The 25,028-nt window shown below is 71.9% G+C and carries 25 protein-coding genes and 1 pseudogene; 12 read left to right on the top strand and 14 right to left on the bottom strand.

Features of this window, described 5'->3' with window-relative positions; genetic code table 11:
* Window positions 1-14 precede the first annotated feature (14 nt).
* The 3 genes and pseudogenes from ACZ7C5_RS24855 to cobU all read right to left on the bottom strand — a co-directional run.
* The gene (locus ACZ7C5_RS24855) at window positions 15-812 is read right to left on the bottom strand and encodes an adenosylcobinamide-GDP ribazoletransferase (RefSeq protein WP_401078804.1); all 798 of its coding nucleotides are present in this window, start codon (window positions 810-812) and stop codon (window positions 15-17) included.
* Window positions 813-991: 179 nt separating this feature from the next.
* Window positions 992-2,116, bottom strand: coding sequence for a nicotinate-nucleotide--dimethylbenzimidazole phosphoribosyltransferase (locus ACZ7C5_RS24850; protein WP_401078807.1), 1,125 nt, complete (start codon window positions 2,114-2,116; stop codon window positions 992-994).
* Between the two features lie 28 nt (window positions 2,117-2,144).
* Window positions 2,145-2,726: pseudogene (cobU, locus tag ACZ7C5_RS24845) on the bottom strand (bifunctional adenosylcobinamide kinase/adenosylcobinamide-phosphate guanylyltransferase); the annotation flags it as partial.
* 136 nt (window positions 2,727-2,862) lie between these two features.
* Between cobU and ACZ7C5_RS24840 the strand changes: the two are divergent.
* On the top strand, window positions 2,863-3,063 hold the full coding sequence (locus ACZ7C5_RS24840) for a hypothetical protein (RefSeq protein ID WP_188297388.1): 201 nt from the start codon (window positions 2,863-2,865) through the stop codon (window positions 3,061-3,063).
* A gap of 61 nt (window positions 3,064-3,124) precedes the next feature.
* Here ACZ7C5_RS24840 and ACZ7C5_RS24835 read toward each other — a convergent pair whose 3' ends face one another.
* Together ACZ7C5_RS24835 and ACZ7C5_RS24830 are read right to left on the bottom strand one after the other, a co-directional pair.
* The gene (locus tag ACZ7C5_RS24835; protein ID WP_223244421.1) at window positions 3,125-3,865 is read right to left on the bottom strand and encodes a class I SAM-dependent methyltransferase; all 741 of its coding nucleotides are present in this window, start codon (window positions 3,863-3,865) and stop codon (window positions 3,125-3,127) included.
* Between the two features lie 221 nt (window positions 3,866-4,086).
* Window positions 4,087-4,683 (bottom strand): DUF3043 domain-containing protein, encoded by a 597-nt coding sequence (locus tag ACZ7C5_RS24830; RefSeq protein ID WP_317620133.1) that lies wholly within the window; start codon window positions 4,681-4,683, stop codon window positions 4,087-4,089.
* Window positions 4,684-4,984: 301 nt separating this feature from the next.
* On the opposite strand from ACZ7C5_RS24830, the gene ACZ7C5_RS24825 reads away from it, so the two are divergent.
* Window positions 4,985-5,791 (top strand): PspA/IM30 family protein, encoded by an 807-nt coding sequence (locus tag ACZ7C5_RS24825; protein ID WP_188297387.1) that lies wholly within the window; start codon window positions 4,985-4,987, stop codon window positions 5,789-5,791.
* Between the two features lie 37 nt (window positions 5,792-5,828).
* Window positions 5,829-6,122: a PspA-associated protein PspAA gene (gene pspAA, locus ACZ7C5_RS24820; RefSeq protein ID WP_401078811.1), complete on the top strand. Its 294-nt coding sequence runs from the start codon at window positions 5,829-5,831 to the stop codon at window positions 6,120-6,122.
* Between the two features lie 80 nt (window positions 6,123-6,202).
* Here the strand turns inward: pspAA and nadA are convergent, their stop codons facing one another.
* Window positions 6,203-7,387, bottom strand: a complete 1,185-nt coding sequence (gene nadA, locus ACZ7C5_RS24815) for a quinolinate synthase NadA (protein WP_401078814.1) — start codon at window positions 7,385-7,387, stop codon at window positions 6,203-6,205.
* 219 nt (window positions 7,388-7,606) lie between these two features.
* On the opposite strand from nadA, the gene ACZ7C5_RS24810 reads away from it, so the two are divergent.
* The 3 genes from ACZ7C5_RS24810 (at window position 7,607) to ACZ7C5_RS24800 (ending at window position 10,701) form a co-directional block, all read left to right on the top strand.
* Entirely contained in the window at window positions 7,607-8,530 is a 924-nt protein-coding gene (locus tag ACZ7C5_RS24810) for an NADP-dependent oxidoreductase (protein ID WP_401078817.1), read from the top strand.
* 152 nt (window positions 8,531-8,682) lie between these two features.
* Window positions 8,683-9,147 carry an Lrp/AsnC family transcriptional regulator gene (locus ACZ7C5_RS24805; protein WP_470323480.1) on the top strand — a complete coding sequence of 155 codons (465 nt, stop codon included), beginning with the start codon at window positions 8,683-8,685 and terminating at the stop codon, window positions 9,145-9,147.
* Between the two features lie 186 nt (window positions 9,148-9,333).
* A complete protein-coding gene (locus tag ACZ7C5_RS24800; protein WP_401078820.1) occupies window positions 9,334-10,701 on the top strand; it encodes a pyridoxal phosphate-dependent decarboxylase family protein in 1,368 nt (455 codons plus the stop codon).
* A 102-nt stretch (window positions 10,702-10,803) separates the two neighbouring features.
* Here the strand turns inward: ACZ7C5_RS24800 and ACZ7C5_RS24795 are convergent, their stop codons facing one another.
* Window positions 10,804-11,664, bottom strand: coding sequence for a GNAT family N-acetyltransferase (locus ACZ7C5_RS24795; protein WP_401078823.1), 861 nt, complete (start codon window positions 11,662-11,664; stop codon window positions 10,804-10,806).
* 244 nt (window positions 11,665-11,908) lie between these two features.
* Between ACZ7C5_RS24795 and erpA the strand changes: the two genes are divergently transcribed.
* Window positions 11,909-12,262 carry an iron-sulfur cluster insertion protein ErpA gene (gene erpA, locus ACZ7C5_RS24790; protein WP_188297383.1) on the top strand — a complete coding sequence of 118 codons (354 nt, stop codon included), beginning with the start codon at window positions 11,909-11,911 and terminating at the stop codon, window positions 12,260-12,262.
* A gap of 108 nt (window positions 12,263-12,370) precedes the next feature.
* Here the strand turns inward: erpA and ACZ7C5_RS24785 are convergent, their stop codons facing one another.
* Window positions 12,371-13,066, bottom strand: a complete 696-nt coding sequence (locus ACZ7C5_RS24785) for a hypothetical protein (protein WP_401078826.1) — start codon at window positions 13,064-13,066, stop codon at window positions 12,371-12,373.
* A 102-nt stretch (window positions 13,067-13,168) separates the two neighbouring features.
* Window positions 13,169-13,372, bottom strand: coding sequence for a hypothetical protein (locus tag ACZ7C5_RS24780; RefSeq protein WP_401078829.1), 204 nt, complete (start codon window positions 13,370-13,372; stop codon window positions 13,169-13,171).
* Between the two features lie 309 nt (window positions 13,373-13,681).
* Between ACZ7C5_RS24780 and ACZ7C5_RS24775 the strand changes: the two genes are divergently transcribed.
* Entirely contained in the window at window positions 13,682-14,659 is a 978-nt protein-coding gene (locus ACZ7C5_RS24775; protein WP_188297380.1) for a carbohydrate kinase family protein, read from the top strand.
* Window positions 14,660-14,669: 10 nt separating this feature from the next.
* Here ACZ7C5_RS24775 and ACZ7C5_RS24770 read toward each other — a convergent pair whose 3' ends face one another.
* Window positions 14,670-16,064 carry a cysteine desulfurase/sulfurtransferase TusA family protein gene (locus tag ACZ7C5_RS24770; RefSeq protein WP_401078833.1) on the bottom strand — a complete coding sequence of 465 codons (1,395 nt, stop codon included), beginning with the start codon at window positions 16,062-16,064 and terminating at the stop codon, window positions 14,670-14,672.
* A gap of 369 nt (window positions 16,065-16,433) precedes the next feature.
* Between ACZ7C5_RS24770 and ctaC the strand changes: the two genes are divergently transcribed.
* From ctaC to ACZ7C5_RS24750, 4 genes are all read left to right on the top strand, one after another.
* A complete protein-coding gene (ctaC, locus tag ACZ7C5_RS24765; protein ID WP_401078835.1) occupies window positions 16,434-17,288 on the top strand; it encodes an aa3-type cytochrome oxidase subunit II in 855 nt (284 codons plus the stop codon).
* Window positions 17,285-19,060 (top strand): aa3-type cytochrome oxidase subunit I, encoded by a 1,776-nt coding sequence (gene ctaD / locus ACZ7C5_RS24760; RefSeq protein ID WP_188297377.1) that lies wholly within the window; start codon window positions 17,285-17,287, stop codon window positions 19,058-19,060. Before ctaC ends, ctaD begins: the two co-directional genes overlap by 4 nt.
* On the top strand, window positions 19,060-19,476 hold the full coding sequence (locus tag ACZ7C5_RS24755) for a cytochrome c oxidase subunit 4 (RefSeq protein WP_188297376.1): 417 nt from the start codon (window positions 19,060-19,062) through the stop codon (window positions 19,474-19,476). Before ctaD ends, ACZ7C5_RS24755 begins: the two co-directional genes overlap by 1 nt.
* A 186-nt stretch (window positions 19,477-19,662) precedes the next feature.
* Window positions 19,663-20,919, top strand: coding sequence for a L,D-transpeptidase (locus ACZ7C5_RS24750; RefSeq protein ID WP_401078838.1), 1,257 nt, complete (start codon window positions 19,663-19,665; stop codon window positions 20,917-20,919).
* An 18-nt stretch (window positions 20,920-20,937) separates the two neighbouring features.
* On the opposite strand, the gene ACZ7C5_RS24745 is transcribed toward ACZ7C5_RS24750, so the two are convergent.
* The 4 genes from ACZ7C5_RS24745 to qcrC all read right to left on the bottom strand — a co-directional run bounded on the left by ACZ7C5_RS24745 (window position 20,938) and on the right by qcrC (window position 24,956).
* A complete protein-coding gene (locus tag ACZ7C5_RS24745; protein ID WP_470323479.1) occupies window positions 20,938-21,309 on the bottom strand; it encodes a GntR family transcriptional regulator in 372 nt (123 codons plus the stop codon).
* A gap of 118 nt (window positions 21,310-21,427) precedes the next feature.
* The gene (gene qcrB / locus ACZ7C5_RS24740) at window positions 21,428-23,089 is read right to left on the bottom strand and encodes a cytochrome bc1 complex cytochrome b subunit (RefSeq protein ID WP_188297373.1); all 1,662 of its coding nucleotides are present in this window, start codon (window positions 23,087-23,089) and stop codon (window positions 21,428-21,430) included.
* Window positions 23,086-24,138 carry a cytochrome bc1 complex Rieske iron-sulfur subunit gene (gene qcrA, locus ACZ7C5_RS24735; RefSeq protein WP_401078844.1) on the bottom strand — a complete coding sequence of 351 codons (1,053 nt, stop codon included), beginning with the start codon at window positions 24,136-24,138 and terminating at the stop codon, window positions 23,086-23,088. The genes qcrB and qcrA overlap by 4 nt, the downstream gene beginning before the upstream one ends.
* An 8-nt stretch (window positions 24,139-24,146) precedes the next feature.
* Window positions 24,147-24,956: a cytochrome bc1 complex diheme cytochrome c subunit gene (gene qcrC / locus ACZ7C5_RS24730; RefSeq protein WP_401078847.1), complete on the bottom strand. Its 810-nt coding sequence runs from the start codon at window positions 24,954-24,956 to the stop codon at window positions 24,147-24,149.
* Between the last annotated feature and the right edge of the window lie 72 nt (window positions 24,957-25,028).

The following is a 25,028-nucleotide window of genomic DNA, read 5'->3' as shown; positions in this document are numbered from 1 at the left end:
CGCGCCGCCCGGTGTCAGCCGAGCAACGCCAGGGCGAACAGCGAGGCGGCCGTCGCGGTCTCGGCCATCGCGCCGAGCACGTCGCCGGTGATCCCGCCGAACCGGCGCACGCAGCGGCCGAGCAGCAGCCGGGCGCAGCCCACGCCGATCACAACGGCCAGTGGCAGCCGGAGAGTTGACCATCCGTCAGAAAATCCGAGCGCGGCCAGGGCGAGCATCGTGGCGGCCGTCCCCGCGGCGGCTCCCGCGGGCGGCACGGTGCCGGCCACCATCGCCCCGAGCCCGCCGGGCCGTGCGGGTGGCACCGAGCGCAGGCAACCCCAGGTGAGCGCGCACCGCGCGGCCGTCGCGGAGGCGAGCACCGCGAGCGCGCCTCGCAACGGAGAGTGACCGAACTGACCGGCCAGGGCGGCGATCTGGAGGAGCAGGACGAGGACCAGGGTCAGTACGCCGAACGGCCCGATGTCGGACTGCTTCATGATGCGCAGGGCGTCCTCGGCCGGCTTCCCGCTGCCCAGCCCGTCGGCGACGTCCGCCAGACCGTCCAGGTGCAGCCCCCGGGTCAGCCCGGCGAGCACCGCCACCGCCGTCACCGCGCCGAGCAGCCCGCCCGCCCGCCAGGCCACCAGCGCTCCGGCCGCGGCCGCGGCCGTCCCCAGCACCAGCCCCACCAGCGGAGCCGTCATCATCGCCCGGGCCCCGGCCGCCCGGTCCCACCGCTCCACCCGCACCCGCAGGACGGACAGCGTCCCGAACCCGAACCGCAGGCCGTCGGCCCAGCCGGCCCGATCGCCGCCGCCGGCCATCGTCATCTCCTCATCGCACTGACCTGCCCTGACCCGCACCGCGCTGCCCTGACCCGCACCGCGCTGCACCGCACCGCACAAACGGAAATCCCCGCGCCCGACAGGGGCGCGGGGAACCGTACGGCGGAAGGCGACGAACCGTCACCCGGTCGCGGGCGGCCGGTCGCCGATGCCCCCGCCTCCGTCTACAGCTTTCGCAGCAGGTCCGCCGCCGAGGGCAGCTTCGGCTGCGCCTTCGGCTCCCGCGGTGCCGCCGGCACGAACGGCTTGGGCGCCTCGTCCGCGAGCACGTCCCCCGCGGCCTGGAGCAGCGGCAGCGCCAGCAGCGCCCCGAGGCCCTCGCCCATGATGATGCCCTGGTCCTGCAACGGCGTCAGGGTCAGCCGGTCGTACGCCTTCGCCTGGGCCGGCTCGCCGCTGGACTGCCCGGCCCGCCACCACTCCGGTGCCCGGAAGGCGATCCGCTGGGCGACCAGCGCGCAGGCCGCCGAGACCACGCCGTCCAGGACCACCGGCAGCCGCCGTACGGCCGCCTGGAGCAGGAAACCGGTGATGGCCGCGAAGTCGGCCCCGCCGGTGGCGCCGAGCAGCGCCAGCTGGTCGCCGAGCACCGGCCGGGCCCGCCGCAGCGAGTCCCTGATGGTGGCGCACTTGACCATCCACACCCGGTCGTCGATCCCGGAGCCGCGCCCGGTCACCGCCGCCGCGTCCGTCCCGCACAGCGCGCCGACCAGGACGCCGGCCACCGTGGTGGCACCGACCCCGAGGTCACCGAGCAGCACCAGGTCGGTGCCGGCGTCGGCCTCCTCGTCGGCGACGGCCATGCCGGCCCGGAAGGCCCGGACGGTCTCCTGCGCGGTGAGCGCGTCCTCGACGTCGATCCGCCCGGAGCCGCGCCGGACCCGGTGGGCGACCACCTCGTCCGGGAAGTCGGCCGGGTCGGCGTCCACCGCGACGTCGACCACCCTGACCTGTGCGCCGTAGCGCGCGGCCAGCCGGGACACCGGCGCGCTGCCGTCGAGCACCGCCCGCACCCGGGCCGCGGTGCCGCCGTCGGCGGGCATCCGGGAGACCCCGAGCGCCGCCACGCCGTGGTCGGCGGCGAACAGCAGCACCTTGGGCGCGGAGACCGGCAGCACCGGGGAGCGCCCCTGTACGGAGGCCAGCCAGCTGCCCAGCTCCTCCAGCCTGCCGAGCCCGCCGCGCGGCCGGTCGGCCGCCTGCCAGCGTTCCTCGGCGGCCCGCCGGGCGCTCTCGTCGGGGCGCTCGACGAGCGAGGAGAACGTATCGAGATCCACGGTCGTGTCCATCGTCCGGAAGGCTACACGCCGCGGATGTTCATGCCGAGGCTGGCTTGACGTCCGGTGCGAAGGGGTCCGGCTTGATGGTGAGCGCCTGCCCGGCCACCACCAGCAGGACCCGCTCGGAGGCGTCCGCCACGGCCATGTTGAGCCGGCCCAGGGTGTCGCGGAAGCGGCGGCCGGCGGCGGTGGCGGGGACGACGCCCATGCCGACCTCGTTGCTCACCGCCACGGCGGCCCGGCCGGTGGCCGCCCAGGCCCGCGCCAGCGCCTCGCAGCGGCGCTGCACGGCGGCCTCTCCGCCGTCCGCCCAGACCTCGTCGTCCCAGGCGCCGCACTCGTCCATCACGGCGGTCAGCCACAGCGCGAGGCAGTCGACCAGCACCGGCGCCCGGTCGGTCCGGTCGGCCAGGACGGCCTCCAGGTCGCAGGTCTCGGCGGTGCGCCAGCTCGCGGGCCGGCGCTCCCGGTGCAGCGCGACCCGCTGGGCCCACTCGGTGTCGCCGTCCCTGGTGCCGCCGGTGGCCACGTACAGGACGTCCCGGTGGCCGGCGAGCAGCTGTTCGGCGCGGGTGGACTTGCCGGAGCGGGCGCCGCCGAGCAGCAGGGTCCGGGGCGGCGCGGGGCGGCTGGGCTGGGATGGGGTCGCCATGCCGTCCATCCTGCCGGACGAGGCATACGGAAGATCGAGCCGGGCAGGCTATGGTGCGCAGCAACACAGGCAGCGTGGTCAGTGGTCAGTGGGAGGAGCCGGCATGGTCTGGACGTGGCGGTACGAGAAGTCGGACGGCAGTGCGGTCGCGCCCGGCGGCAACCAGGAGGAGTTCGCCGGCCAGGGGGACGCCGAGACCTGGATCGGGGAGACCTGGAAGCAGCTCGCGGAGGACGGTGTGGACACCGCGGTGCTGCTGGAGGACGACCGGGTCGTCTACGCGATGAGCCTGAGCGAGGAGTAGGCCCGACGGGGTGGAGCGGCCGGTGCGGCCGGTGCGGCCACTTCGCCCCGATCCGGCGGGGCTACTTCGCCCCGATCACGTGCAGGAGCGCGGCGACCTGCCGGTAGGGGTCGGTGCGGCCGGCCCGGTCCTCGGCTTCCAGGAGCTGGGCCAGCTGCCGCCCGTCCACCGGCGGCGTCGCGTCGTCCGGGGCGTTGTCGGTGAAGACCCGCACGCCGTACCAGTGCCGGATCGGCACCGACACCTCGGACAGGGTGACGGTCAGGTCGGCGAGCCGGTCGGCGCGCGCGGCCAGTCCGAGCCGGTTGTAGTACCGGTCGCTCTCGAAGGCGTGCAGCGCGGCCCGCCAGTCCCCGGCGGCGGCGGGCCGCAGGGCGAGCGCGTCGCGGTTGCGGACGAGCAGCGAGAGCAGTCCGCCGGGCGCCAGCAGCCGGGCCAGCGAGGCGATCATCGGGTCCGGGTCGGGCAGGTACATCAGCACGCCGTGGCAGAGCACCACGTCGAAGCTGCGCGGGCCGAACCAGCGCCCGCACTGGTGGCCGTCGCCGCTGAGCAGCTGCATCCGGCCGCGGACCTCCGGCGGCTCCTCGGCGAGCGCCCCCTGGGCGACGCCGAGCGCGACCGGGTCCGAGTCGAGTCCGGTGACGTAGTGGCCGGCCCGGGCCAGCCGCAGGGCCTGGGTGCCCTGGCCGCAGCCGATGTCGAGGACGCGCTGCGCGCTGCGCCCGGCCAGCTGTTCGGCCAGCTGACGGGCGACGAGCTCCTGGCGGACGAAGTTGCGCAGCCCGCCGAGCCGCTCCAGCCAGGCACCGGTGCCGCCGGCGAAGGACCCGCTGCGGGAGGGCAGCCGACGCTCCTGGGCGAGCCGGTCGTGGACGCCCTCACCCTGCCCCGGAAGCCCGCTCCCGTGTCCGGGAAGTGCGCCCCCCTGGCCGGGAAGCGCGTCCCCATGGCCGGGAAGTGCGTAGAGGCCGGGCCCCTCCCAGGACGGCGGGGCCCAGCCGGAGTCGACCGGTTCGGCGGTCAGGGCTTCTCCCCGCGCCGCACCTGCGGCTTGGGCAGGCGCAGCCGGCGCATCTGGAGGGTGCGCATGATGCCGTACGCGACGGCGCCGCGGGTGTTCTGCCCGGCGAAGCGCTCGGCCAGCTGCTTGCGCAGGCCGAGGCCGAGGCGGACGAAGTCCAGGATCACGAAGACGAAGAACAGCAGGAACAGCAGCGTGGAGAGCAGCTGGAGCGTCGGCACCTTGACGATGCTCAGCACCAGGATGACCACGGCGGCCGGCAGGAAGAACTCGGCGAGCGACCAGCGGGAGTCCACGAAGTCGCGGGTGAACCTGCGCACCGGGCCCTTGTCACGGGCCGGCAGGTGGCGCTCGTCGCCGTCCATCAGGGCCTGGCGCTGCTTCTCGCGCTCGACCCGCATGCGGTCGCGGGCCTGGCGGCTGGCCTCCTTGCGGTCCTTGGGCACCGTCACCCGGGTACGCCGGTTGGCCTCGGCCTCACTGCGCTTGGGGGTGGGTCGGCCCTTCTTGGCCTGCGGGTCGCGGGCGGTCGTCTCGTCCTGCTTCTCCAGCACGGTGGCGGAGGCGGCGGCATCATCTGAACGGCGTCGGAACACACCCCCAGCGTACGGGGTGCGACGCGGCTTCCACGGGTGCCCTCGGAACCGAACACATATCGATACCGCGAGGTCGCGGTCCGGCGCGGGTTTCCCGGGGCCTTCCCGTAGGGGATCAGTCGGATGGACGATGGGGGGTATGAGGGGCGGATCCACCCGGGGGAGGAGGAAACGCCCCTGGTGCCTGTAGCAGTCTTGTTGCAGGCAGGTGCACTGCGGCGACGGGCTCGCTGCACATACACTCGTCGTGTCTGGTAACGAGATAGAGACCGCAGGCCGGAGAAGGGGGCACCCGAGGCCCATGAGCGACGGAATCATGAAGCGTATGGGGCTGATCTTCCGCTCCAAGGCGAACAAGGCCTTGGATCGGGCGGAGGATCCGCGTGAGACGCTTGACTACTCCTACCAGAAGCAGCTTGAGCTGCTCCAGAAGGTACGACGGGGTGTCGCGGATGTCGCGACCTCGCGCAAGCGGCTCGAACTCCAGCTGACCCAGCTCCAGCAGCAGTCGGCGAAGTACGAGGACCAGGGCCGCAAGGCCCTGTCCCTGGGCCGCGAGGACCTCGCCCGTGAGGCGTTGACCCGCAAGGCCAACATGCAGTCGCAGATCACCGACCTGGAGACGCAGTACCAGCAGCTCCAGGCCGAGGAGGAGAAGCTCACCCTCGCCTCCCAGCGACTTCAGGCCAAGGTGGACGCCTTCCGCACCAAGAAGGAGACCATCAAGGCGACGTACACGGCCGCCCAGGCGCAGACCCGCATCGCCGAGTCCTTCTCCGGGATCTCGGAGGAGATGGGCGACGTCGGCCTGGCGATCCAGCGGGCCGAGGACAAGACGGCCCAGATGCAGGCCAGGGCCGGTGCGATCGACGAGCTGCTCGCCTCCGGTGCGCTGGACGACGCGAGCGGCCTGGGCCGCAAGGACGACATCGAGGCCGAGCTGGAGCGGGTGGCCGGCGGGTCCGACGTCGAGCTGGAGCTGGCCCGGATGAAGGCCGAGCTGTCCGGTCCCTCCTCCGCCGGCCCCGCCGCGATCGAGCAGGGCAGGCCGCAGGACGCCCAGCCGCAGCCGCAGCAGGACACCCCGCGCATCAACTACAACAAGTGATCTGAGCTCGACCCCACGAACCAGGGAGACGCACGGCATGATCATCAGGGTCATGGGTGAAGGGCAGTACGAGGTGGGCGAGGACCACCTGAACGAGCTGAACACGCTCGACTCTGACCTCGTCACCGCGGTGGAGTCGGGCGACGAGGAGCGTTTCCGGCTGACCTACGGCAAGCTGCTTGCCGCGGTGAAGGGCTCGGGCGCTCCGCTGCCGCTGGACTCTCTGGAGCCGTCGGAGCTGATCCTGCCGAGCGCGGACGCGACGATCGACGAGGTCCGCGAGCTGCTGTTGGCCGACGGCGAAGGCGTGATCCCGGGCTTCCCCGAGTAGCGCTGCGACTGCTGCCAGACGAAAGGGCGGGCCCCCTCCCACCGGAGGGGGCCCGCCCTTCGTCGTCGTCCGCCCGGGGGCTACGGCAGGGCCAGCATCCGGTCCAGCGCGGCCTTGGCGTACTTCTCGGTCTCCGGGTCGACGGTGATCACGTTCGGCACCCGGCCCTCGACCAGCGACTCCAGCGCCCAGACCAGGTGCGGCAGGTCGATCCGGTTCATGGTCGAGCAGAAGCAGACCGCGCGGTCCAGGAAGACGATCTCCTTGTCCGGGTGCGCCTTGGCCAGGCGGCGGACGAGGTTCAGCTCGGTGCCGATGGCCCACTTGGAGCCGGGCTCGGCGGCGTCCAGCGCCTTGATGATGTACTCGGTCGAGCCCACCATGTCGGCGGCCGCGACGACCTCGTGCTTGCACTCGGGGTGCACCAGGACGTTCACGCCGGGGATCCGCTCGCGGACGTCGTTGACCGAGTCCAGGCTGAACCGGCCGTGCACCGAGCAGTGCCCGCGCCAGAGGATCATCTTCGCGTCCCGCAGCTGCTCGGCGGTCAGCCCGCCGTTCGGCCGGTGCGGGTTGTAGACCACGCAGTCGTCGAGGGAGAAGCCCATGTCGCGCACCGCGGTGTTGCGGCCGAGGTGCTGGTCGGGCAGGAACAGCACCTTCTGGCCCTGCTCGAAGGCCCACTCCAGGGCGCGCTTGGCGTTGGAGGAGGTGCAGATGAGGCCGCCGTGCCGCCCGGTGAAGGCCTTGATGTCGGCGGAGGAGTTCATGTACGAGACCGGTACGGTCACGTCGGCTATGCCGGCGTCGGTCAGCGCGTCCCAGCACTCGGCGACCTGCTCGGCGGTGGCCATGTCGGCCATCGAGCAGCCGGCCGCGAGGTCCGGCAGGACGACCTGCTGGCGCTCGCTGGTGAGGATGTCCGCGGACTCGGCCATGAAGTGCACGCCGCAGAAGACGATGTACTCGGCCTCGGGGCGGGCCGCGGCGTCGCGGGCGAGCTTGAAGGAGTCGCCGGTGACGTCGGCGAACTCGATCACCTCGTCGCGCTGGTAGTGGTGGCCGAGGATGAAGACGCGGTCGCCGAGGGCGGCCTTGGCCGCCCGGGCTCGCTCGACGAGGTTCGGGTCGGAGGCCGGAGGGAGGTCACCGGGGCATTCGACGCCGCGCTCGCTGTTCGGGTCGGCCTCACGGCCGAGCAGCAGCAGAGCGAGCGGCGTCGGGGTGGGGTCGACGCCGTAGGTCTCGGTGATGGTGGTGGTCACGGGCGGGTGCCCTTCTGTGCGGCCGAGCTAGCGGTGGGGCCTTTTCGTCTAACTGACGCTATCTATTCTAACCGCTTAGCGTCAGAGTGACGACGGCCATTCTGTCGATGTGACGAGAACCGCTTGCCGGAATGGACCCCGCGGAGCCGGATCACCGATTCGGGGCAGTCCGGGTGTGGCCGAATCGATATGCCGGAGCCCGGGGGTATGGCTGAGCCCATGAAGGCAATCGCGATCAACCGCTACGGCGGCCCCGAGGTGGTCGAGTACACCGACCTGCCCGACCCCAGGGTCGGGCCCGACTCCGTTCTCGTGGAGGTCAGGGCGGCCGGGGTGAACCCGGTGGACTGGAAGATCAGGGACGGCGCCCTGGACGGCCTCTTCGACGTGCACTTCCCGCTGGTCATGGGCTGGGACGTGGCCGGGGTGGTCCGCGCGGTCGGCGGCGCGGTCACCGAGTTCGCCCCGGGCGACGAGGTGTACGGCTACGTCCGCAAGGACGCCGTCGAGCACGGGACGTACGCCGAGCTGGTCTCCGCCCCGATCCGCACCCTGGCCCGCAGGCCGGCCGCGCTGGACTGGGCGCAGTCCGGCGGCCTGCCGCTGGCCGGGCTCACCGCCCTGCAGGGCCTGCGGGCGCTGGGCGTCGCCGAGGGGGAGACCGTCCTGGTGCACGCCGCCGCCGGCGGGGTGGGCCACCTGGCGGTGCAGCTGGCCAGGGCGCGCGGCGCCCGGGTGATCGGCACCGCGGCCGAGCGCAACCACGACTTCCTGCGCGGCCTCGGCGCCGAGCCGGTCGTGTACGGCGAGGGCCTGGCCGAGCGGGTCCGCGCGCTCGCCCCCGACGGGGTGGACGCGGCCCTCGACCTGGTCGGCCACGGAGCCGTCCAGGTCTCGGCCGGCCTGGTGGCCGACCCGGGCCGGATCGCCTCGACCGCCGACTTCGGGGTCAAGGCGCTCGGCGGCCGGTACGTCTGGGTCCGTCCGGACGCCGGAGACCTCGCCGAGCTGGCCGCGCTCGCCGACGACGGCCGGCTGACCGTCACCGTCGCCTCCACCTTCCCGCTGGCCCAGGCGGCCTCCGCCCAGGCGCTCAGCGCCGAGGGCCGCACCAGGGGGAAGATCGTGCTGCTCGTCCGGTGACGGCCGCCCGCCGGTCGTCCGTCGGCGGTGAACTCGTCCGGGTCATCCGCCAGAATGGTGACGAACCGTTTCGGCAAAGGCGCCCGGGCAGTGGAGCCCGCCACCGGAGCGCCCCGCCGAAACGCCCGTACGACCCGTGGAGCCCCGCACCGATGACCAGCAGCCGAGCGCACGAGGTGGTCGGGGCCGACCTGGACGAGACCGACCGCCTCCTGCTCGCCCGGCTCGGCAGCGACGGCCGTGCCTCCTACGCCGAGATCGGCCTCCAGGTGAACCTCTCCGCCACCGCGGTGCGCCGGCGGATCGACCGGCTGCGGGCGCGCGGCGTGGTGCGGGGCTTCACCGTGGTGCTCGACCCCTCCGTGCTGGGCTGGCAGACCGAGGCCTTCGTCGAGGTCTACTGCCGCGAGCGCACCGCCCCCGAGGAGATCCTCGCCAGCCTGCGGCAGTTCCCCGAGGTGGTCGCCGCCTGGACGGTCACCGGCGATCCGGACGCCCTGGTGCACCTGCGGGCCGCCGACATACGCCACCTGGAGGCCGTCATCGAGCGCATCCGGCGCGAGCCCGGCGTGCAGCGCAGCCGCTCCTCCGTGGTCCTCTCACAGCTCATCGGATAGCCCCTGCGGGCGGCACGCAGGAATCCTGCGCGGACCGTCCCGAAGACGCCCGAAACCTGCCTGACCAGCCGCGTTCCGACGCGCGCCGGGGTGCCGGTGCTGCCTACGCTGATCATGTCCGGCCGTCGCGGTGAAGCGTCCCGCCGACCGGACGCCCCCCGACACCCCACGCCGAGAGGGACAGCCGTGTCCGCAGCACCCGACCGCATGCACCGGCCCGACAACGACCTGGTCGACCTGGTCTTCGACTACATGCGGGAGCGGCTGCAGTACGACCCCGTCCCGCTCGACCACCCCGGCGACGGCGAGCACCTGCGCGGCCAGCTGGCCGGCCTGCTCAACCAGGACGGCAACGCCCCGGCCGACGTGCTGAAGCTGTACGACCACGAGCTGTCCAGGGCGGTCATCTCCGCCGACAGCCCGCGCTACCTGTCCTTCATCCCGTGCGCCCCGACCAAGGCCGCGCTGCTGTTCGACATGGTCGTCTCCTGCGCCTCCCTCCAGGGCATCTCCTGGCTGGAGGCGGCCGGCGCGATCGCCGCCGAGAACCAGGTGCTGCGCCTGATCGCCGACCGCGCGGGCATGCCCCAGTCGGCCGGCGGCACCTTCGTCTCCGGCGGCTCGGCGGGCAACCTCTCCGCCCTCGTGGTCGCCCGCGACACGGCCCGCCGCCGGCTCGGCGTCGGTCCGGAGGCGCGGCTGCGGATCGCGGTCGCCGACCAGGTGCACTCCTCGGTCAAGAACACCTTCAACATCATCGGCGTCGAGGCCTTCAAGGTCCCGACCGTCGACCGGCGGTTCACCGGCGAGGCGTTGCGCGCCGCGCTGGCCGCCGACCCCGACCCCGAGACGGTGATCGCCGTCGTCGGCACCGCGGGCACCACCAACGAGGGCATCGTCGACGACCTCAAGGGCCTGGCCGAGGTCGCCCGCGAGCGCGACCTGTGGTTCCACGTGGACGGCGCCTACGGCGGCGCGGGCCTGTTCGCCCCCTCGGTCCGCGAGCGCTACGACGGCATCGAGCACGCCGACTCCTTCGTGGTCGACCCGCACAAGTGGCTGTTCGCCCCCTTCGACTGCGCCGCGCTGATCTACCGCAACCCGCAGCTCGCCCGCGCCGTGCACACCCAGGACGCCTCCTACCTGGACGTGCTGCACACCGAGGGCGACGAGTGGAACCCCACCGACTACGCCTACCACCTGACCCGGCGCGCCCGCGGCCTGCCGCTCTGGTTCTCGCTGGCCGTGCACGGCGTCCAGGCCTACACCGACGCCATCGAGGCCGGCCTCACCCTGGCCAGGGAGACCGCGCGGCTGATCCGCGAGACCGAGCACCTGGAGCTGCTGTTCGACCCGCAGCTCTCGGCGGTCTGCTTCAAGCGCAGGGGCTGGACCAACGACGACTACTACCGCTGGTCGCAGCAGCTGCTCGCGGACCAGATCGGCTTCGTCACCCCCACCGGCTGGGACGGCGAGACGGTCGCCCGCTTCGCCTTCCTCCACCCCGGCACCACCATGGAGATGGTCGAGGAGATCCTGGCCACCATGGCCTGACCGAGGCATCCGCCGTCCGGCCCCACCGGCTCCCCGGTGGGGCCGGACGCGCTCCCGCCCGGCCTCGCCACGGACGGCGCCCGCGCCACGGGAACGCCCGCGCTACAGGAACGCCCCGCTCGGCAGGTACGGCGCCGGCGGCCGCATCCCCCGCACCCCGACGAAACCGCGGGACCGCGGGGTCAGCCCGACCTCCAGCCCGACGTCCAGCGCCCACTCCTGCTCCGCGGTGAGGTACTCCACCCGGGCCTCGGCCCCGTCCGGCACCCGGGCCAGTGCCTCGCGCAGCAGCCGGGCGGCGATCCGCTTGCTGGTCGCCGCGAGCAGCCGCACCACGCCGCCGTCCCGGTAGCAGTAGCCGCTGCCGGCCAGCGCGTCGGCGATCAGCAACTCCTCGAAGTGGCCCAGCATCAGCTCGTGGTCAGGACCGTGCGCGGACCCGCGCAGCCGCCGGTCCACCGAGTCCAGCAGGTGCCGGTGGGTGGCGTTGCCGCGGTGCACCGGGATGTCCCCGGGGTCGAGCAGCCCGCTCCGGTCCACCCGTCCGGCCAGCCCCATCGCCGGATGCAGGGTGAACCCGGCCAGCCGGTAGCGGCGGGCCGCCGCCGGGGAGTCCGCGGCGCACACCATCCCGCGCAGACAGCCCTTGGAGTGCGCAGCCGCCCGTTCCAGCAGCAGCCGGCCGACGCCCTTGCCCCGCGCCGACGGCCGGACCGCGAGCAGCGAGGGCGCCCACAGGCCCTCCCGGCGGATCGACAGCACCACCCCGACCGGCTCGCCACCGCTCTCCGCCAGCCAGCAGCCCCCGGGATCGGTGCGCGCCAGGTGCCTGGTCCCGGCCAGCCGCAGCGGCGTCGGGTCCGGTGCGGACCCGGCCGGGGCGTCGTCGGCGAACGCGGCGGCGGTGAGCTCCCGGACGGCCTCCGCGTCCGCGGCGGTGTCCCTGACCGGGCGAAGGATCATGCGGACCATCCTGGCGTCCCGCGGGCCGCGCCGGGGCCGGTTCACCCGGATCCGTGCCTCGGGCGGTGACCGGCCCCGCGGGGTGTGCGAGCATGGGGAGCGTAGGGGACGCGGGTGGCACACCCGGCCCACGGATATCCAGCCGCGACCAGGCCACAGAAATCCACCGCCGACCGGGAAATGAAACCGGACGGCTGTTGGTTGGCACTTGCGGCAGACCGTCGCCAAGACCGGGAGAAAGCAGATGACCGTCCAGGACGAGACCACTGTCGACAGTGGCATCCTCCTTACCGATGCCGCCGCGGGCAAGGTCAAGGCCCTGCTGGAGCAGGAAGGCCGCGAGGACCTCGCGCTGCGCGTCGCCGTCCAGCCCGGTGGCTGCTCCGGCCTGCGTTACCAGCTGTTCTTCGACGAGCGCTCGCTCGACGGTGACGTGATCAAGGACTTCGACGGTGTCAAGGTCGTCACCGACCGGATGAGCGCCCCGTACCTGGGCGGCGCCACCGTCGACTTCGTCGACACCATCGAGAAGCAGGGCTTCACCATCGACAACCCGAACGCCACCGGCTCCTGCGCCTGCGGCGACTCGTTCAGCTAGGCCTCAGCCAGGCCCGCTGCGGAAGGCGGCCCCGGGGATCATCCCCGGGGCCGCCTTTCCGTTTCCGCGCCCGGGCTCCTGCCGCCCGGGCCGCTACCGCTCCGGCTGCTACTGCCCGGCGACGTCCGGGGTGACCGGATCCGGTCCGATGCGCGGGTCGCCCTCCAGCGGCACCTCCTGGCCACTCGACCTGTCGACCACCGTCCGCCCGGCCAGCGGCGAGCGCAGGTCGGCCGACACCGACTGCCGCTTGGCCAGCGCGTTGCACACCTGCCCCGGCTGGACCGTGGGCGGGCCCGGCACGACCTGCACGTCCACCCGGCCCGGCTGCGACTCGTCGGCCTTCAGCGCGTACGTGGTGCAGACCCCGCCGAAGAAGTAGACGGTCAGCTTGGTGGTGCCGTCCACCCGGTACCCGACCGGTGGGCGGACGGGCGAGCCCGAACCGTTCGGGTTCGGCTCGCCCACCGCGATCCCGTTGCCCGGGGGAGTGGCCGGTTCCGGCCGACCGGGCGGCGGGGAGGCCGGGGCGGGCGTGAAGCCGGTCGGCGGTGGCGAGGCCGGCTGCGCGGTACCGGAGGCACTCCCGGTCGGAGCCGTCGGGGCCGGACTCCCGGAATCCGCCGGGGTCCGCGCGGAGGCACTCGCCGGGGCCGGGGCCGAGGCGGTCGCGCCGGCCGCCGCCGCGTCCGAGGCGGTCCCGCCGCCCCCGTCGCAGCCGGCCGCCGTCACCACCGCCGCCAGGGCCAGGCCCGCCAGGGCCACCGTCCGCCGACCGCGCCGGGGCATCGTCTCCGGATCCATCTGCACATCCTCCCGAGGGTTCAGCGGTGCCGCCTCCGCGGCCGCTCCGCGCGGATGTGACGTGCTCCGGACGGATCCGGTTCCGTACCGGCCGGCCCGGGTTCAGAAGCCGTACTCGGCCATCCCCGCGACCACCCGCTGCGCCCCGGAGGGCACCAGGAAGCCGGCAGGCGACGGGGCGGCGGGCTCCGGGCCGACGGTGAGCTGTGGCCAGAACCGGCGCAGCCGCCGGGAGGAGTCCACCAGGGCGTCGAGGGTCTCGCCGTCCTCGGTCCGCAGGGCGGGCACGGGGGAGTGGTCGGTCATCGGGTAGCGCTCCGATCCGGGGCCGCGGCCACGCTGCCGCGGTCGACGACGGGGCCCGCCTGCACGGCGGGCCTCCGGGAGGCGGCTCCGGAGTCGACGGAGGCGCCCCCAGGCCGACCCTAGGCAGGGCTCGGGCCGCCCACCAGTGCTACCGGCAGGTAGTACACGTTCGAGCGCAACGAGTGCCACCATGGCCGTGAGGGCGTCAACCCGAGGCACTCTTGCGGCGCGCTCGCCGGGGCCGGGTACCGTGGGCGGGTTCACCCCCGCTTGCCCGCTGGCCCCGCAGCCATCCTGAGGAGACCTCCCGTGCGTATCGCCGTCGCCGGCTCGATCGCCACCGACCACCTGATGACATTCCCCGGCCGGTTCGCCGACCAGCTGGTCGCCGAGCAGCTGCACACCGTGTCGCTGTCCTTCCTGGTCGACACCCTGGACATCCGTCGCGGCGGCGTCGCGCCGAACATCGCCTTCGGGATGGGCGTGCTCGGCCTGCGCCCGATCCTGGTCGGCGCCGCCGGCGCGGACTTCGCCGAGTACCGCAGCTGGCTGGAGCGCAACAACGTGGACTGCGACTCCGTCCACATCTCCGAGACCCGGCACACCGCGCGCTTCATGTGCACCACGGACGAGGACCACAACCAGATCGCCTCGTTCTACACCGGCGCCATGGCCGAGGCCCGCAACATCGAGCTGAAGCCGATCGCCGACCGCGTCGGCGGCCTGGACCTCGTCCTGGTCGGCGCCGACGACCCGCAGGGCATGGTCCGCCACACCCAGGAGTGCCGCACCCGCGGCTACGCCTTCGCCGCCGACCCCTCCCAGCAGCTGGCCCGCCTGGAGGGCGACGACATCCGCGAGATCGTGGACGGCGCCGCGTACCTCTTCACCAACGAGTACGAGGCCGCGCTGATCGAGAGCAAGACCGGCTGGGACGCCGAGGAGCTGCTCACCCGCGTCGGCACCCGGATCACCACCCTGGGCAGCAAGGGCGTCCGGATCGAGCGCAAGGGCGAGGCCCCGATCCTGGTCGGCTGCGCCAAGGAGGAGGCCAAGGTCGACCCGACCGGCGTCGGCGACGCCTTCCGGGCGGGCTTCCTGGCCGGCCTGTCCTGGGACCTCGACCTGGAGCGCTCCGCCCAGCTCGGCTGCATGCTCGCCACCCTGGTGATCGAGACCGTCGGCACCCAGGAGTACGAGCTGCGCCCGGCCGCCTTCCTGGGCCGTTTCGAGGAGGCCTACGGCGCCGAGGCGACCGCCGAGATCCGCGCGTACCTGGTCAAGTAGCGGGCCCCGCTCAGGAGCGGCGCAGCACGAGGTAGGCCGAGCCCCGGTCACCGCCGTACTCGGTGGCCGGGGCCTCGCCCAGGTACTCCTGCCCGCGCATCCCGCACCAGGCCGGGATGTCCAGCCGGGCCGCCTCGTCGTCGGACAGCACGGCGACCGTGCCGCCCGGCGGCACCTCGCCGATCCGCTTCGCCAGCTCGATCACCGGCAGCGGGCAGCGCTTGCCGAGGGCGTCGACGACCAGCAGCAGTTCCCCGGCGGGGGCCTCCGGCGCCGGCAGGTCCAGCCCGAGCGGCGCCCGGACGCCGGCCACCAGGCCGGGCAGCACCGCGAGGAAGCGCTCCACGTCCGCCTCGGCCGTCCCGTACGGCAGCGAGACCCGGACGTTCCCCTCGGTGAGCACCCCCATCGCCGCCAGCACATGGCTGGGCGTCAGCGTGGACGAGGTGCAGGAGGAGCCGGAGGAGACCGCGAAGCCCGCCCGGTCCAGCTCGGTCAGCAGCACCTCCCCGTCCACGTACAGGCAGGAGAAGGTGACGATGTGGGGCAGCCGCCGCACCGGGTCGCCGACCACCTCGACCTCGGGCACCAGCTGCGGCACCCGGGTGCGGATCCGCTCCACCAGCGCGTGCAGCCGGGCGTTCTCCCGCTCGGCCTCGGCCCGTACGGCGCGCAGCGAGGCGGCCGCGGCCACGATCGCCGGGACGTTGACGTAGCCGGGCACCCGGCCGCCCTCGCGCTCGTCGGCAGGCAGCGGCGAGGCGTACCTGACGCCCTTGCGCACCGCCAGCACCCCGACCCCGGCCGGGCCGCCCCACTTGTGGGCGCTCGCCGTCAGCAGCGACCAGCCCGCGGGGACGTCCGTCCGTCCGGCGCTCTGTGCCGCGTCCACCAGCAGCGGGACGCCCGCCTCGGCGCACCGCGCGGCGACCTCGCCGACCGGCTGCACCGTCCCCACCTCGTGGTTGGCGCTCTGCAGCGCGGCCAGCGCGGTGTCCGGGCGCAGCAGCGCGGCGAAGGCCTCCGTGTCGGCCCGGCCGCCCCGGTCCACCGGGGCCACCGACACCTCGCCCCCGCCCGCCTCGTGGCGCTCGCCGACGTGCAGCACGCTGGAGTGCTCCACCGCGGAGTGCACGAAGTGGCCGCCGCGCCGCCGGTTGCCGGCCAGGGCGCCGAGCAGACCGAGCTGGACGGACTGCGTCCCGCTGGCGGTGAAGGAGATCTCGTCCGCCCGCGCGCCCAGCACCGCGGCCACCGTCTCGCGGGCGGCGTCCAGCAGCATCCGGGCCTGCCGGCCGGAGCGGTACAGCCGGGCCGGATCGGCCCAGCCCTCGTCCAGGGCGGCGGTCAGTGCCTGCCGCGCGACGGGGTGCAGGGGGGCCGTCGAGGCCGCGTCGAAGTACACGGTCACATTTAACGACACACCCGGTGCGCGACCCGGCCGGGTCACGCGGCTCACCCACCGTCAGTCGATCACCCCGAATGTCCGCTTCGTCCGCGTCCGACGGATCGTCACGGATGTCATCCGAGGTCATCCCCCGATCGGGCGTACGGACCTCGAATGCCTACGATGACCTGCGACGCAGCCCCCACCGGGCCTGATCGGGCTAGCGGGCGGCGCGTTACCGGGGGCTGCCCGTCAGGAGCGCATAAGGCTGGAGTAGGGTTTGGCCCGCATAAGCATTCAAACCGTGCCCGTGGACGGGTCGCCGGGGAGGCTCACACTCCTCTCCGGGGCGACGCGAAGGCGGGCGAGACTTCGGGAAGGCGCTACGTGAGTCCCAACGGCTCCGACCGCTCGCCGCGGCGCACGATGCGGCGGAAGCTGCCTCAGGCGCTGGCACTGGGCCTCGTCATCGCGACCGCTACCGGCTGCTCGGCCAACGACCTCCCCAGGCTTGGCCTCCCGAGCCCCGTCACCAAGGAAGGGCCGATGGTCCTCCAGATGTGGCAGGGGTCCTGGATCGCGGCGCTGGTGGTCGGCGTACTGATGTGGGGTCTGATCATCTGGAGCGTGATCTTCCACCGGCGCAAGCGCACCGGCGTGGAGGTCCCTCCGCAGACCCGGTACAACGTGCCCATCGAGGCGCTCTACACCGCGGTCCCCATCATCATCGTCTCGGTGCTCTTCTACTTCGTCGCCCGCGACGAGAGCAAGCTGATCGCCACCTCCGAGAAGCCGCAGCACTACGTCAACGTGGTCGGTTTCCAGTGGAGCTGGGCGTTCAACTACGAGAACACCGAGACCCCCGACGCGGCAAACAAGGACGCCGCGTACGACGTCGGTACCCCCAAGGACGTTCCGACGCTCTGGATGCCGGTCAACGAGTCGACGCAGTTCCGCCTCACCTCGCGTGACGTCATCCACGACTTCTGGCCCGTCAACTTCATGATGAAGATGGACGTCGTGCCGGGCGTGGTGAACAAGTTCGAGGTCACGCCGACCGTCAAGGGCGAGTACATGGGCAAGTGCGCCGAGCTCTGCGGCGTCGACCACTCGCGCATGCTGTTCAACGTCAAGGTCGTCGACCGCGCCGACTACGACAAGCACCTGGCCGATCTTCGCGCCAAGGGCCAGAACGGTGCGGTGCCCTCCGGCCTGATCACCATGGGAAGTGAAGAGAAGTGACAATCCTCAACGAGCCCGCCGCGGCCGGCGGGGGCGCCGAGGCCGTCACGGTCGGGGCGCAGCGGACCCGGAAGCCGGGTTCGACCATCATCAAGTGGATGACCACCACTGACCACAAGACGATCGGCACGCTGTACCTGGCGACGTCGTTCGCCTTCTTCCTGATCGGTGGCATCCTCGCCCTGGTCATGCGTGCCGAGCTGGCTCGTCCCGGGACCCAGATCCTGTCGAACGAGCAGTTCAACCAGGCCTTCACGATGCACGGCACGATCATGCTGCTGATGTTCGCGACGCCGCTCTTCGCCGGCTTCGCGAACTGGATCATGCCGCTCCAGATCGGCGCCCCCGACGTGGCGTTCCCGCGTCTGAACATGTTCGCGTACTGGCTGTACCTCTTCGGTTCGACCATCGCGGTGGCGGGCTTCCTGACCCCGAACGGCGCCGCCAACTTCGGCTGGTTCGCCTACTCCCCGCTGTCGGACGCGGTTCACTCGCCCGGCATCGGCGGCGACATGTGGATCATGGGTCTGGCCTTCTCCGGCTTCGGCACGATCCTCGGTGCGGTCAACTTCATCACCACGATCATCTGCATGCGCGCGCCCGGCATGACGATGTTCCGGATGTCGATCTTCGTCTGGAACGTCCTGCTGACCTCGGTGCTGGTCCTGCTGGCCTTCCCGGTGCTGGCCGCCGCGCTGTTCGCCCTGGAGGCGGACCGCAAGTTCGGTGCCCACGTCTTCGACCCTGCCAACGGCGGGGCGATGCTCTGGCAGCACCTGTTCTGGTTCTTCGGGCATCCCGAGGTGTACATCATCGCGCTGCCGTTCTTCGGCATCGTGTCGGAGATCATCCCGGTCTTCAGCCGCAAGCCGATGTTCGGCTACTCCGGCCTGATCGCGGCCACCATCGCGATCGCCGGTCTGTCCGTCACGGTGTGGGCGCACCACATGTACGTCACGGGACAAGTCCTGCTGCCGTTCTTCTCGTTCATGACCTTCCTGATCGCGGTCCCGACCGGTGTGAAGTTCTTCAACTGGGTCGGCACCATGTGGAAGGGCTCGCTGAGCTTCGAGACCCCGATGCTCTGGACGGTCGGCTTCCTGGTCACCTTCCTCTTCGGTGGTCTGACGGGTGTCCTGCTGGCCTCCCCGCCGATCGACTTCCACGTCTCGGACTCGTACTTCGTCGTCGCCCACTTCCACTACGTGGTCTTCGGCACCGTCGTGTTCGCGATGTTCGCCGGCTTCCACTTCTGGTGGCCGAAGATGACCGGCAAGATGCTGGACGAGCGCCTCGGCAAGATCACCTTCTGGACGCTGTTCATCGGCTTCCACACCACCTTCCTGGTGCAGCACTGGCTCGGCGCGGAGGGCATGCCCCGCCGCTACGCCGACTACCTGGCGTCGGACGGGTTCACCACCCTGAACACCGTCTCGACCATCGGCTCCTTCGTGCTCGGCCTGTCGCTCCTGCCGTTCCTCTACAACGTCTGGAAGACCGCCAAGTACGGCGAGAAGGTCACCGTGGACGACCCGTGGGGCTTCGGCCGCTCGCTGGAGTGGGCGACCTCCTGCCCGCCGCCGCGGCACAACTTCCTCACCCTTCCGCGGATCCGCTCCGAATCCCCGGCCTTCGACCTCCACCACCCGGAGATCGCCGCGCTGGACTACCTGGAGAACCACGGCGAGCCGGCCAAGCACCTCGCCGGCGTGACCCCGGCGAAGTACGACGCCCCGAAGCTGGGCAAGGGCAACAAGGAGGGCGACGCCTGATGAAGGAACAGGGAAAGATCTTCCTGGGCCTGTCGGTCTTCGTACTGGCCATGGCTCTGACCTACGGCCTGTGGACCAACCACTCGGACCTCGGCATCGAGGCCGCCGGCACCACGGCGCTGTTCCTGGCCTTCGGGCTCTGCGCCTTCATCGGGTACTACCTCGCCTTCACCGCCCGCCGGGTGGACAGCGGCGCGGGTGACAACCCCGAGGCCGAGGTCGCGGACGACTCCGGCGAGCTGGGCTTCTTCGCCCCGCACAGCTGGCAGCCGCTCTCGCTGGCGCTCGGTGGCGCGCTCGCCTTCCTGGGCGTGATCTTCGGCTGGTGGCTGATGTTCTGGGCCGCCCCGATCATCCTGATCGGCATCTTCGGATGGGTCTTCGAGTTCTACCGGGGCGAGAACCAGAACCAGTAGGGTTCCCGCTTCCGGCACCAGGGCCGGTCCTCCCGCAGGGGAGGGCCGGCCCTGTGGCGTTCCCGGCGTGCTGCGTCCCCGGAATGACGGCTTCACTCCGGTGGGTGAACCGGGAGTCCCTCGGATGTCGCTTCGGCAGGGGCGTTCCTACGATCTGATCAATCGTGCGAACCCTCGGAGGCGGTCATGGCCGACAGGCGCGGAATCGCAGCTCTCGGCGGCATCTCGCTGGCCCTCGCCGTGCTGGCCCCGCTGGCCGCCTGCACGGCCGGGGAAGACGCCCCCAAGGGGCCGCACCGGGTCGACGCGGCCCCGCTGGTCCACCTCTCGGCGGACGGCAACGCCGACCCCTCCCAGCCGGTCACCGTGACCGCCCTCCAGGGCAGCCGGCTCACCGACGTCACCGTGGTCGGCCCGGACGGCCGGGTGGTCGCCGGGAAGCTCGCCGAGGACCAGCGCAGCTGGCAGACCACCGGCCGGCTGAAGGCCGCCACCGCGTACTCGGTGCGGATCTCCGCCGACGACGGCAAGGGCGGCCGCGGCGACACCACCGCGAACTTCGGCACCCTCGCGGCCCAGCGCCTGCTCACCGCCAAGCTCGGCCCGGACTCCTCCGGCAGCGGCGTCTACGGCGTGGGCCAGCCGCTCACCGTGCAGCTCTCCGAGGCGGTGAAGGACCCCCAGGCCCGCCAGGAGGTCGAGCGCGTCCTGACCGTCGCCTCCCAGCCCACCGTCACCGGCGCCTGGTACTGGGTGGACGACAGGAACCTGCACTTCCGTCCGGAGGACTACTGGCCGGCCGGGACGACCGTCTCACTGGCCTTCGACGGCACCGGCAGCCGGATCGAGGACGGGCTCTACGGCGGTGACCGCAGCGCGCTGAAGCTGCGGATCGGCGAACGGGTGGAGTCGGTGATCGACGCGGCCGCCCACGAGCTCACCCTCAAGCGCGACGGAGAGGTCCTGCGGAGCATCCCGGTCACCACCGGCAAGCCCGGCTTCGACACCCGCAACGGCGTCAAGGTGGTGCTCGGCCAGGAGCGGTCGGTCCGGATGAACGGCGAGACCATCGGCATAGCGGCGGGCAGCACGGAGGCGTACGACCTCGACGTGCTGTGGGCCACCCGGGTGACCTGGAGCGGCGAGTACGTCCACGCGGCGCCCTGGTCGGTCGGCTCGCAGGGCCTGGAGAACGTCAGTCACGGCTGTACCGGCATGAGCACCGGCAACGCCGAGTGGTTCTACGAGCACACCAGGGTGGGGGACCCGGTGACGGTGGTGAACAGCCGCGGCGGCGAGATGGAGCCCTTCGGCAACGGCTTCGGGGACTGGAACATCGACTGGGCGGACTGGGTCCGGCACAGCGCCTCGGGACAGGCCGTCAGCACCACCGCACCGGCCTCCCAGGCCCAGGCCGCGGGAATGATCCGCCCCGAGCTCTGAAGGCCCTCCTCGGGCCCGCTAGCCCTTCGGGTAGGCCAGCCGCAGGGCGGTGTCCACGGCGGCCAGGGCGTCCGCGGGGGAGAGGCCCAGCCGGCTCGCCCTGGCGGCGTACTCGGCGGCGGCCTCGGCGGCCAGCCGGTGGGCGGCGTCGCCGGTGGCGGCGATCAGCGTGCCGCGCCTGCCGTGGGTCTCCACCACGCCGTCCGCCTCCAGCTCGCGGTAGGCCCGGGCGACGGTGCCGGCGGCCAGTCCCAGCTCCTCGGCCAGGGCCCGGACGGTGGGCAGTCGCAGCCCGGTCGGCAGCTCCCCGGAGCGGGCCAGGTCGGCGATCCGGGCGCGGATCTGCTCGTACGGGGGAGTGGCGCTGGCGGGGTCGACGGAGAGCTGCACGGGGGCTCCTGGGGGCGCGGGCGGGTACGGGGCCGGCGGGTTCGGGAAGGGCCGAGGGCCGCTGACCAGACGAACTCTGGTCAGCGGCCCTCGGGGTGACGCGGTGGTGCCTGCGGGATCAGTGGTGGCCGTGGCCGCTGGTGATCTCGTGGTGCTCCTCGGCGGTGGGCTTGGGGATCTGGCTGCCCTCGCCGTAGAAGCCGCGGGAGAGCTTGGCCCGGGTGCGGGTGACGACGCCGGCCTTGCGGGCCACGCCGTTCTCGTCCGTCTGGGCCGGCAGCTCGACCGGCTGGTTCTGCTCGTGCGCCGTGAGCTTGTGCAGGTCCTGCTGCGGCAGCTGGGCGTGCACCTCGACGAACTCGCCGTGCGGCAGGCGCTTGATGACGCCCGTCTCGCGGCCGTGCAGCACCTTCTCCTTGTCACGGCGCTGGAGGCCGAGGCACCAGCGCTTGGTGATGATGAAGACGACGACCGGGACGACGAAGAAGCCGACGCGGACGAAGTAGGTGACCGAGTTGATCGACAGGTGCAGGTGGGTGGCGAACAGGTCGTTGCCGCCGGCCACCAGCAGGAGCAGGTAGAGGCTGATCCAGGCGGCGCCCAGGGCGGTGCGGACCGGGGCGTTGCGCGGGCGGTCCAGGATGTGGTGCTCGCGCTTGTCGCCGGTGATCCAGCCCTCGATGAACGGGTAGACCGCGATCGAGACCAGGACCAGCGGGAAGATCGCCAGCGGGACCATGACACCCAGGTTGAGGGTGTGGCCGCCCCAGACGCTGATCTCCCAGCCGGGCATGATCCGGATCAGACCCTCGGAGAAGCCCATGTACCAGTCGGGCTGGGCGTCCGTGGAGACCTGGTCGGGGCGGTACGGGCCGACCGACCAGATCGGGTTGATCGTGGCGATCGCCGAGATGATGGCGATGATGCCGAAGACCAGGAAGAAGAAGCCACCGGCCTTGGCCATGTAGACCGGCATCAGCGGCATGCCGACGACGTTCTTCTCGGTCTTGCCCGGGCCCGCCCACTGGGTGTGCTTGTGGTAGAAGACCAGGATCAGGTGCGCCACCAGCAGGCCGAGCATGATGCCCGGGATCAGCAGCACGTGGATGGTGAAGAACCGCGGCACGATGTCGTGGCCGGGGAACTCGCCCCCGAACAGGAACATCTGGACGTAGGTGCCGATCAGCGGGACGGCGAGGATCGCGCCTTCCATGAAGCGGATACCGGTACCCGACAGCAGGTCGTCCGGCAGCGAGTAGCCGAAGAAGCCGTCGAACATGCCCAGGACCAGCAGCAGGAAGCCGAAGACCCAGTTGATCTCGCGGGGCTTGCGGAACGCGCCGGTGAAGAACACGCGCATCATGTGCACGAGCATCGCGGCCACGAAGACCAGGGCGGCCCAGTGGTGGATCTGGCGGATCAGCAGACCGCCGCGGACCTCGAAGCTGATGTTCACCGTGGAGGCGTAGGCCTCCGACATCGGCAGGCCCTTGAGCGGCACGTACGAGCCGTCGTAGATGACCTCGGCCATCGAGGGCTTGAAGAACAGCGTCAGGTAGACACCGGTCAGGATGATGATGACGAACGTGTAGAGGCAGATCTCGCCCAGCATGAAGGACCAGTGGTCCGGGAAGATCTTCCGCAGGTTGGCCTTGGCGAGGGAGTAGATCCCCAGCCGGCCGTCCGTCCAGTCAGCGGCGGCTTCCCACTTGTTGGCGGGCTTGTCACGCGTGCTGGAGGGCTTGGCGGCACCGGTCGTGGTGCTGCTCGCGCTACTCATCGAGCACGCTCCCAGTAGCTCGGGCCGACGGGCTCAGCGAAGTCGCCGGTGGCGACCAGGTTGCCCTTCTCGTCAGTGGTGATCTTCAGCTGCGGCAGGGGGTGGCCGGCCGGGCCGAAGATGACGCGAGCGCCGTCCGCCAGGTCGAAGGTCGACTGGTGGCAGGGGCAGAGCGCGTGGTGGGTCTGCTGCTCGTACAGGCTGATCGGGCAGCCGACGTGGGTGCAGATCTTGGAGTAGGCGAGGATGCCCTCGAAGCCCAGGTCCTTGGACTTCTCGTCCTTGATGTCGTCGGGCGCGATGCGGACCAGCATCAGGGCGTCCTTGGCGATCCGCTGCTGGAAGTCCTCGCTGTGCGTGGACAGGCCCTCCGGCATGGCGAACGTGAGCGAGCCGACGATGATGTCCTCGGGCTTCATCGGCTGCATGGTGTTCATGTTGACGAGCGGCAGCGGCTTGCTCTCGGTCGCCTCCTTCCAGCCGGTCTCCATGAGCTTCTTCTCGGGAAGCGGGCCGAGGTCACGGAGCAGGACCACGCCGGAGAGCGGGACCAGCGCCATGGAGCCGATCAGGGTGTTGCGGATCATCTTGCGGCGACCGAAGCCGGACTCGGCGGCACCGGTCTTGAACTGCTCGATGACGTCGGCGCGGACCTCCTCGGAGGCCTCGATCGGGTGACGCTCGGCCGGCAGCTCGACGTCCGACATCAGGGTGCGGGCCCAGTGGACCGCACCCGCGCCGATCATGAACAGCGCGACGCCCAGGGTCAGGCCGAGCGCGAAGTTCAGCGCGCTGACATGACCGAGCGGGAAGATGTAGACGATCCGGTCCGCGTCGATGGCCACGAACGAGGCGATGAACGCGACGGTGGCGAGCATCGAGATCACGAACATCAGCGAGACCTGACGCTCGGCCCGCTTGGCGGCCCGCTCGTCGATGTCGGTGCGACGCGGCTCGTGGGCCGGCAGGCCCGGGTCGGCGAACGGGTGGCCGTGGTCGGCCACCTCGCCGGCGGAGCCGTGCGGCTCCGGAAGCTTCTCTTCTGACATGTCGTGGCTCATGACTTCTTGGCCTTGGTGGTGTGGGCGGCGACCCAGATCGCGACCGCGATGAGCGTGCCGAGCCCGAAGATCCAGCCGAACAGGCCCTCGGTCACCGGACCGAGGCTGCCCAGGGTGAGACCACCGGGGTTGGGCTCATCGTTGGTGGTGTGGCGGACGAAGGCCACGATCTGCTTCTTCTGCTCCTCGGGCATGGTGGTGTCCGGGAACGACGGCATGTTCTGCGGGCCGGTCTGCATGGCCTCGTAGATGTGCTTGGCGTCCACGCCCTCGAGCGACGGGGCGTACTTGCCCTTGGTCAGGGCACCACCCTGGCCGGCGAAGTTGTGGCACTGGGCACAGTTGGTGCGGAACAGCTCGCCACCCTTGGCGAGGTCCTCGGGGTTGGTCGAGGTGTACTGCTCCTCCTTGGGGGTCACCGGGCCGGGACCGAGGGAGGCGACGTAGGCGGCGAGCTGGTCGATCTCGGCCTGCGAGTAGATGTTCTTCTTGCGCGGGACCTGGGCGCCGGGCTGCTGGGCCGGCATGCGGCCGGTGCCGACCTGGAAGTCGACAGCGGCGGAGCCGACGCCGACCAGGTTCGGACCGTCACTGCTGCCCTGGCCGTCCAGGCCGTGGCAGGAGGAGCAGCCCACGGCGAAGAGCTTCTTGCCCTCATCGATCGCGAGCGACTGCGCGGCGACGTCGGCCTGCGCCTTGTCGGCGGGCGCGAACGCGGCGTACAGCCCCCCGGTTGCCGCCAGGGCGAGAAGTAGGACGACCAGCGCCGCCAATGGGTGGCGCCGTCGTGCGGAGAGCTTTTTCACGGAATAACCCCGGTGTCAGGATCTGGTCGACTGGTGGGTGCACCCGGCGGCCGGTCTGGCCGGCACGAGGCT

The organism is Kitasatospora sp. NPDC036993, assembly GCF_055607525.1.
This window is presented reverse-complemented; position numbering and strand designations above follow the sequence as displayed.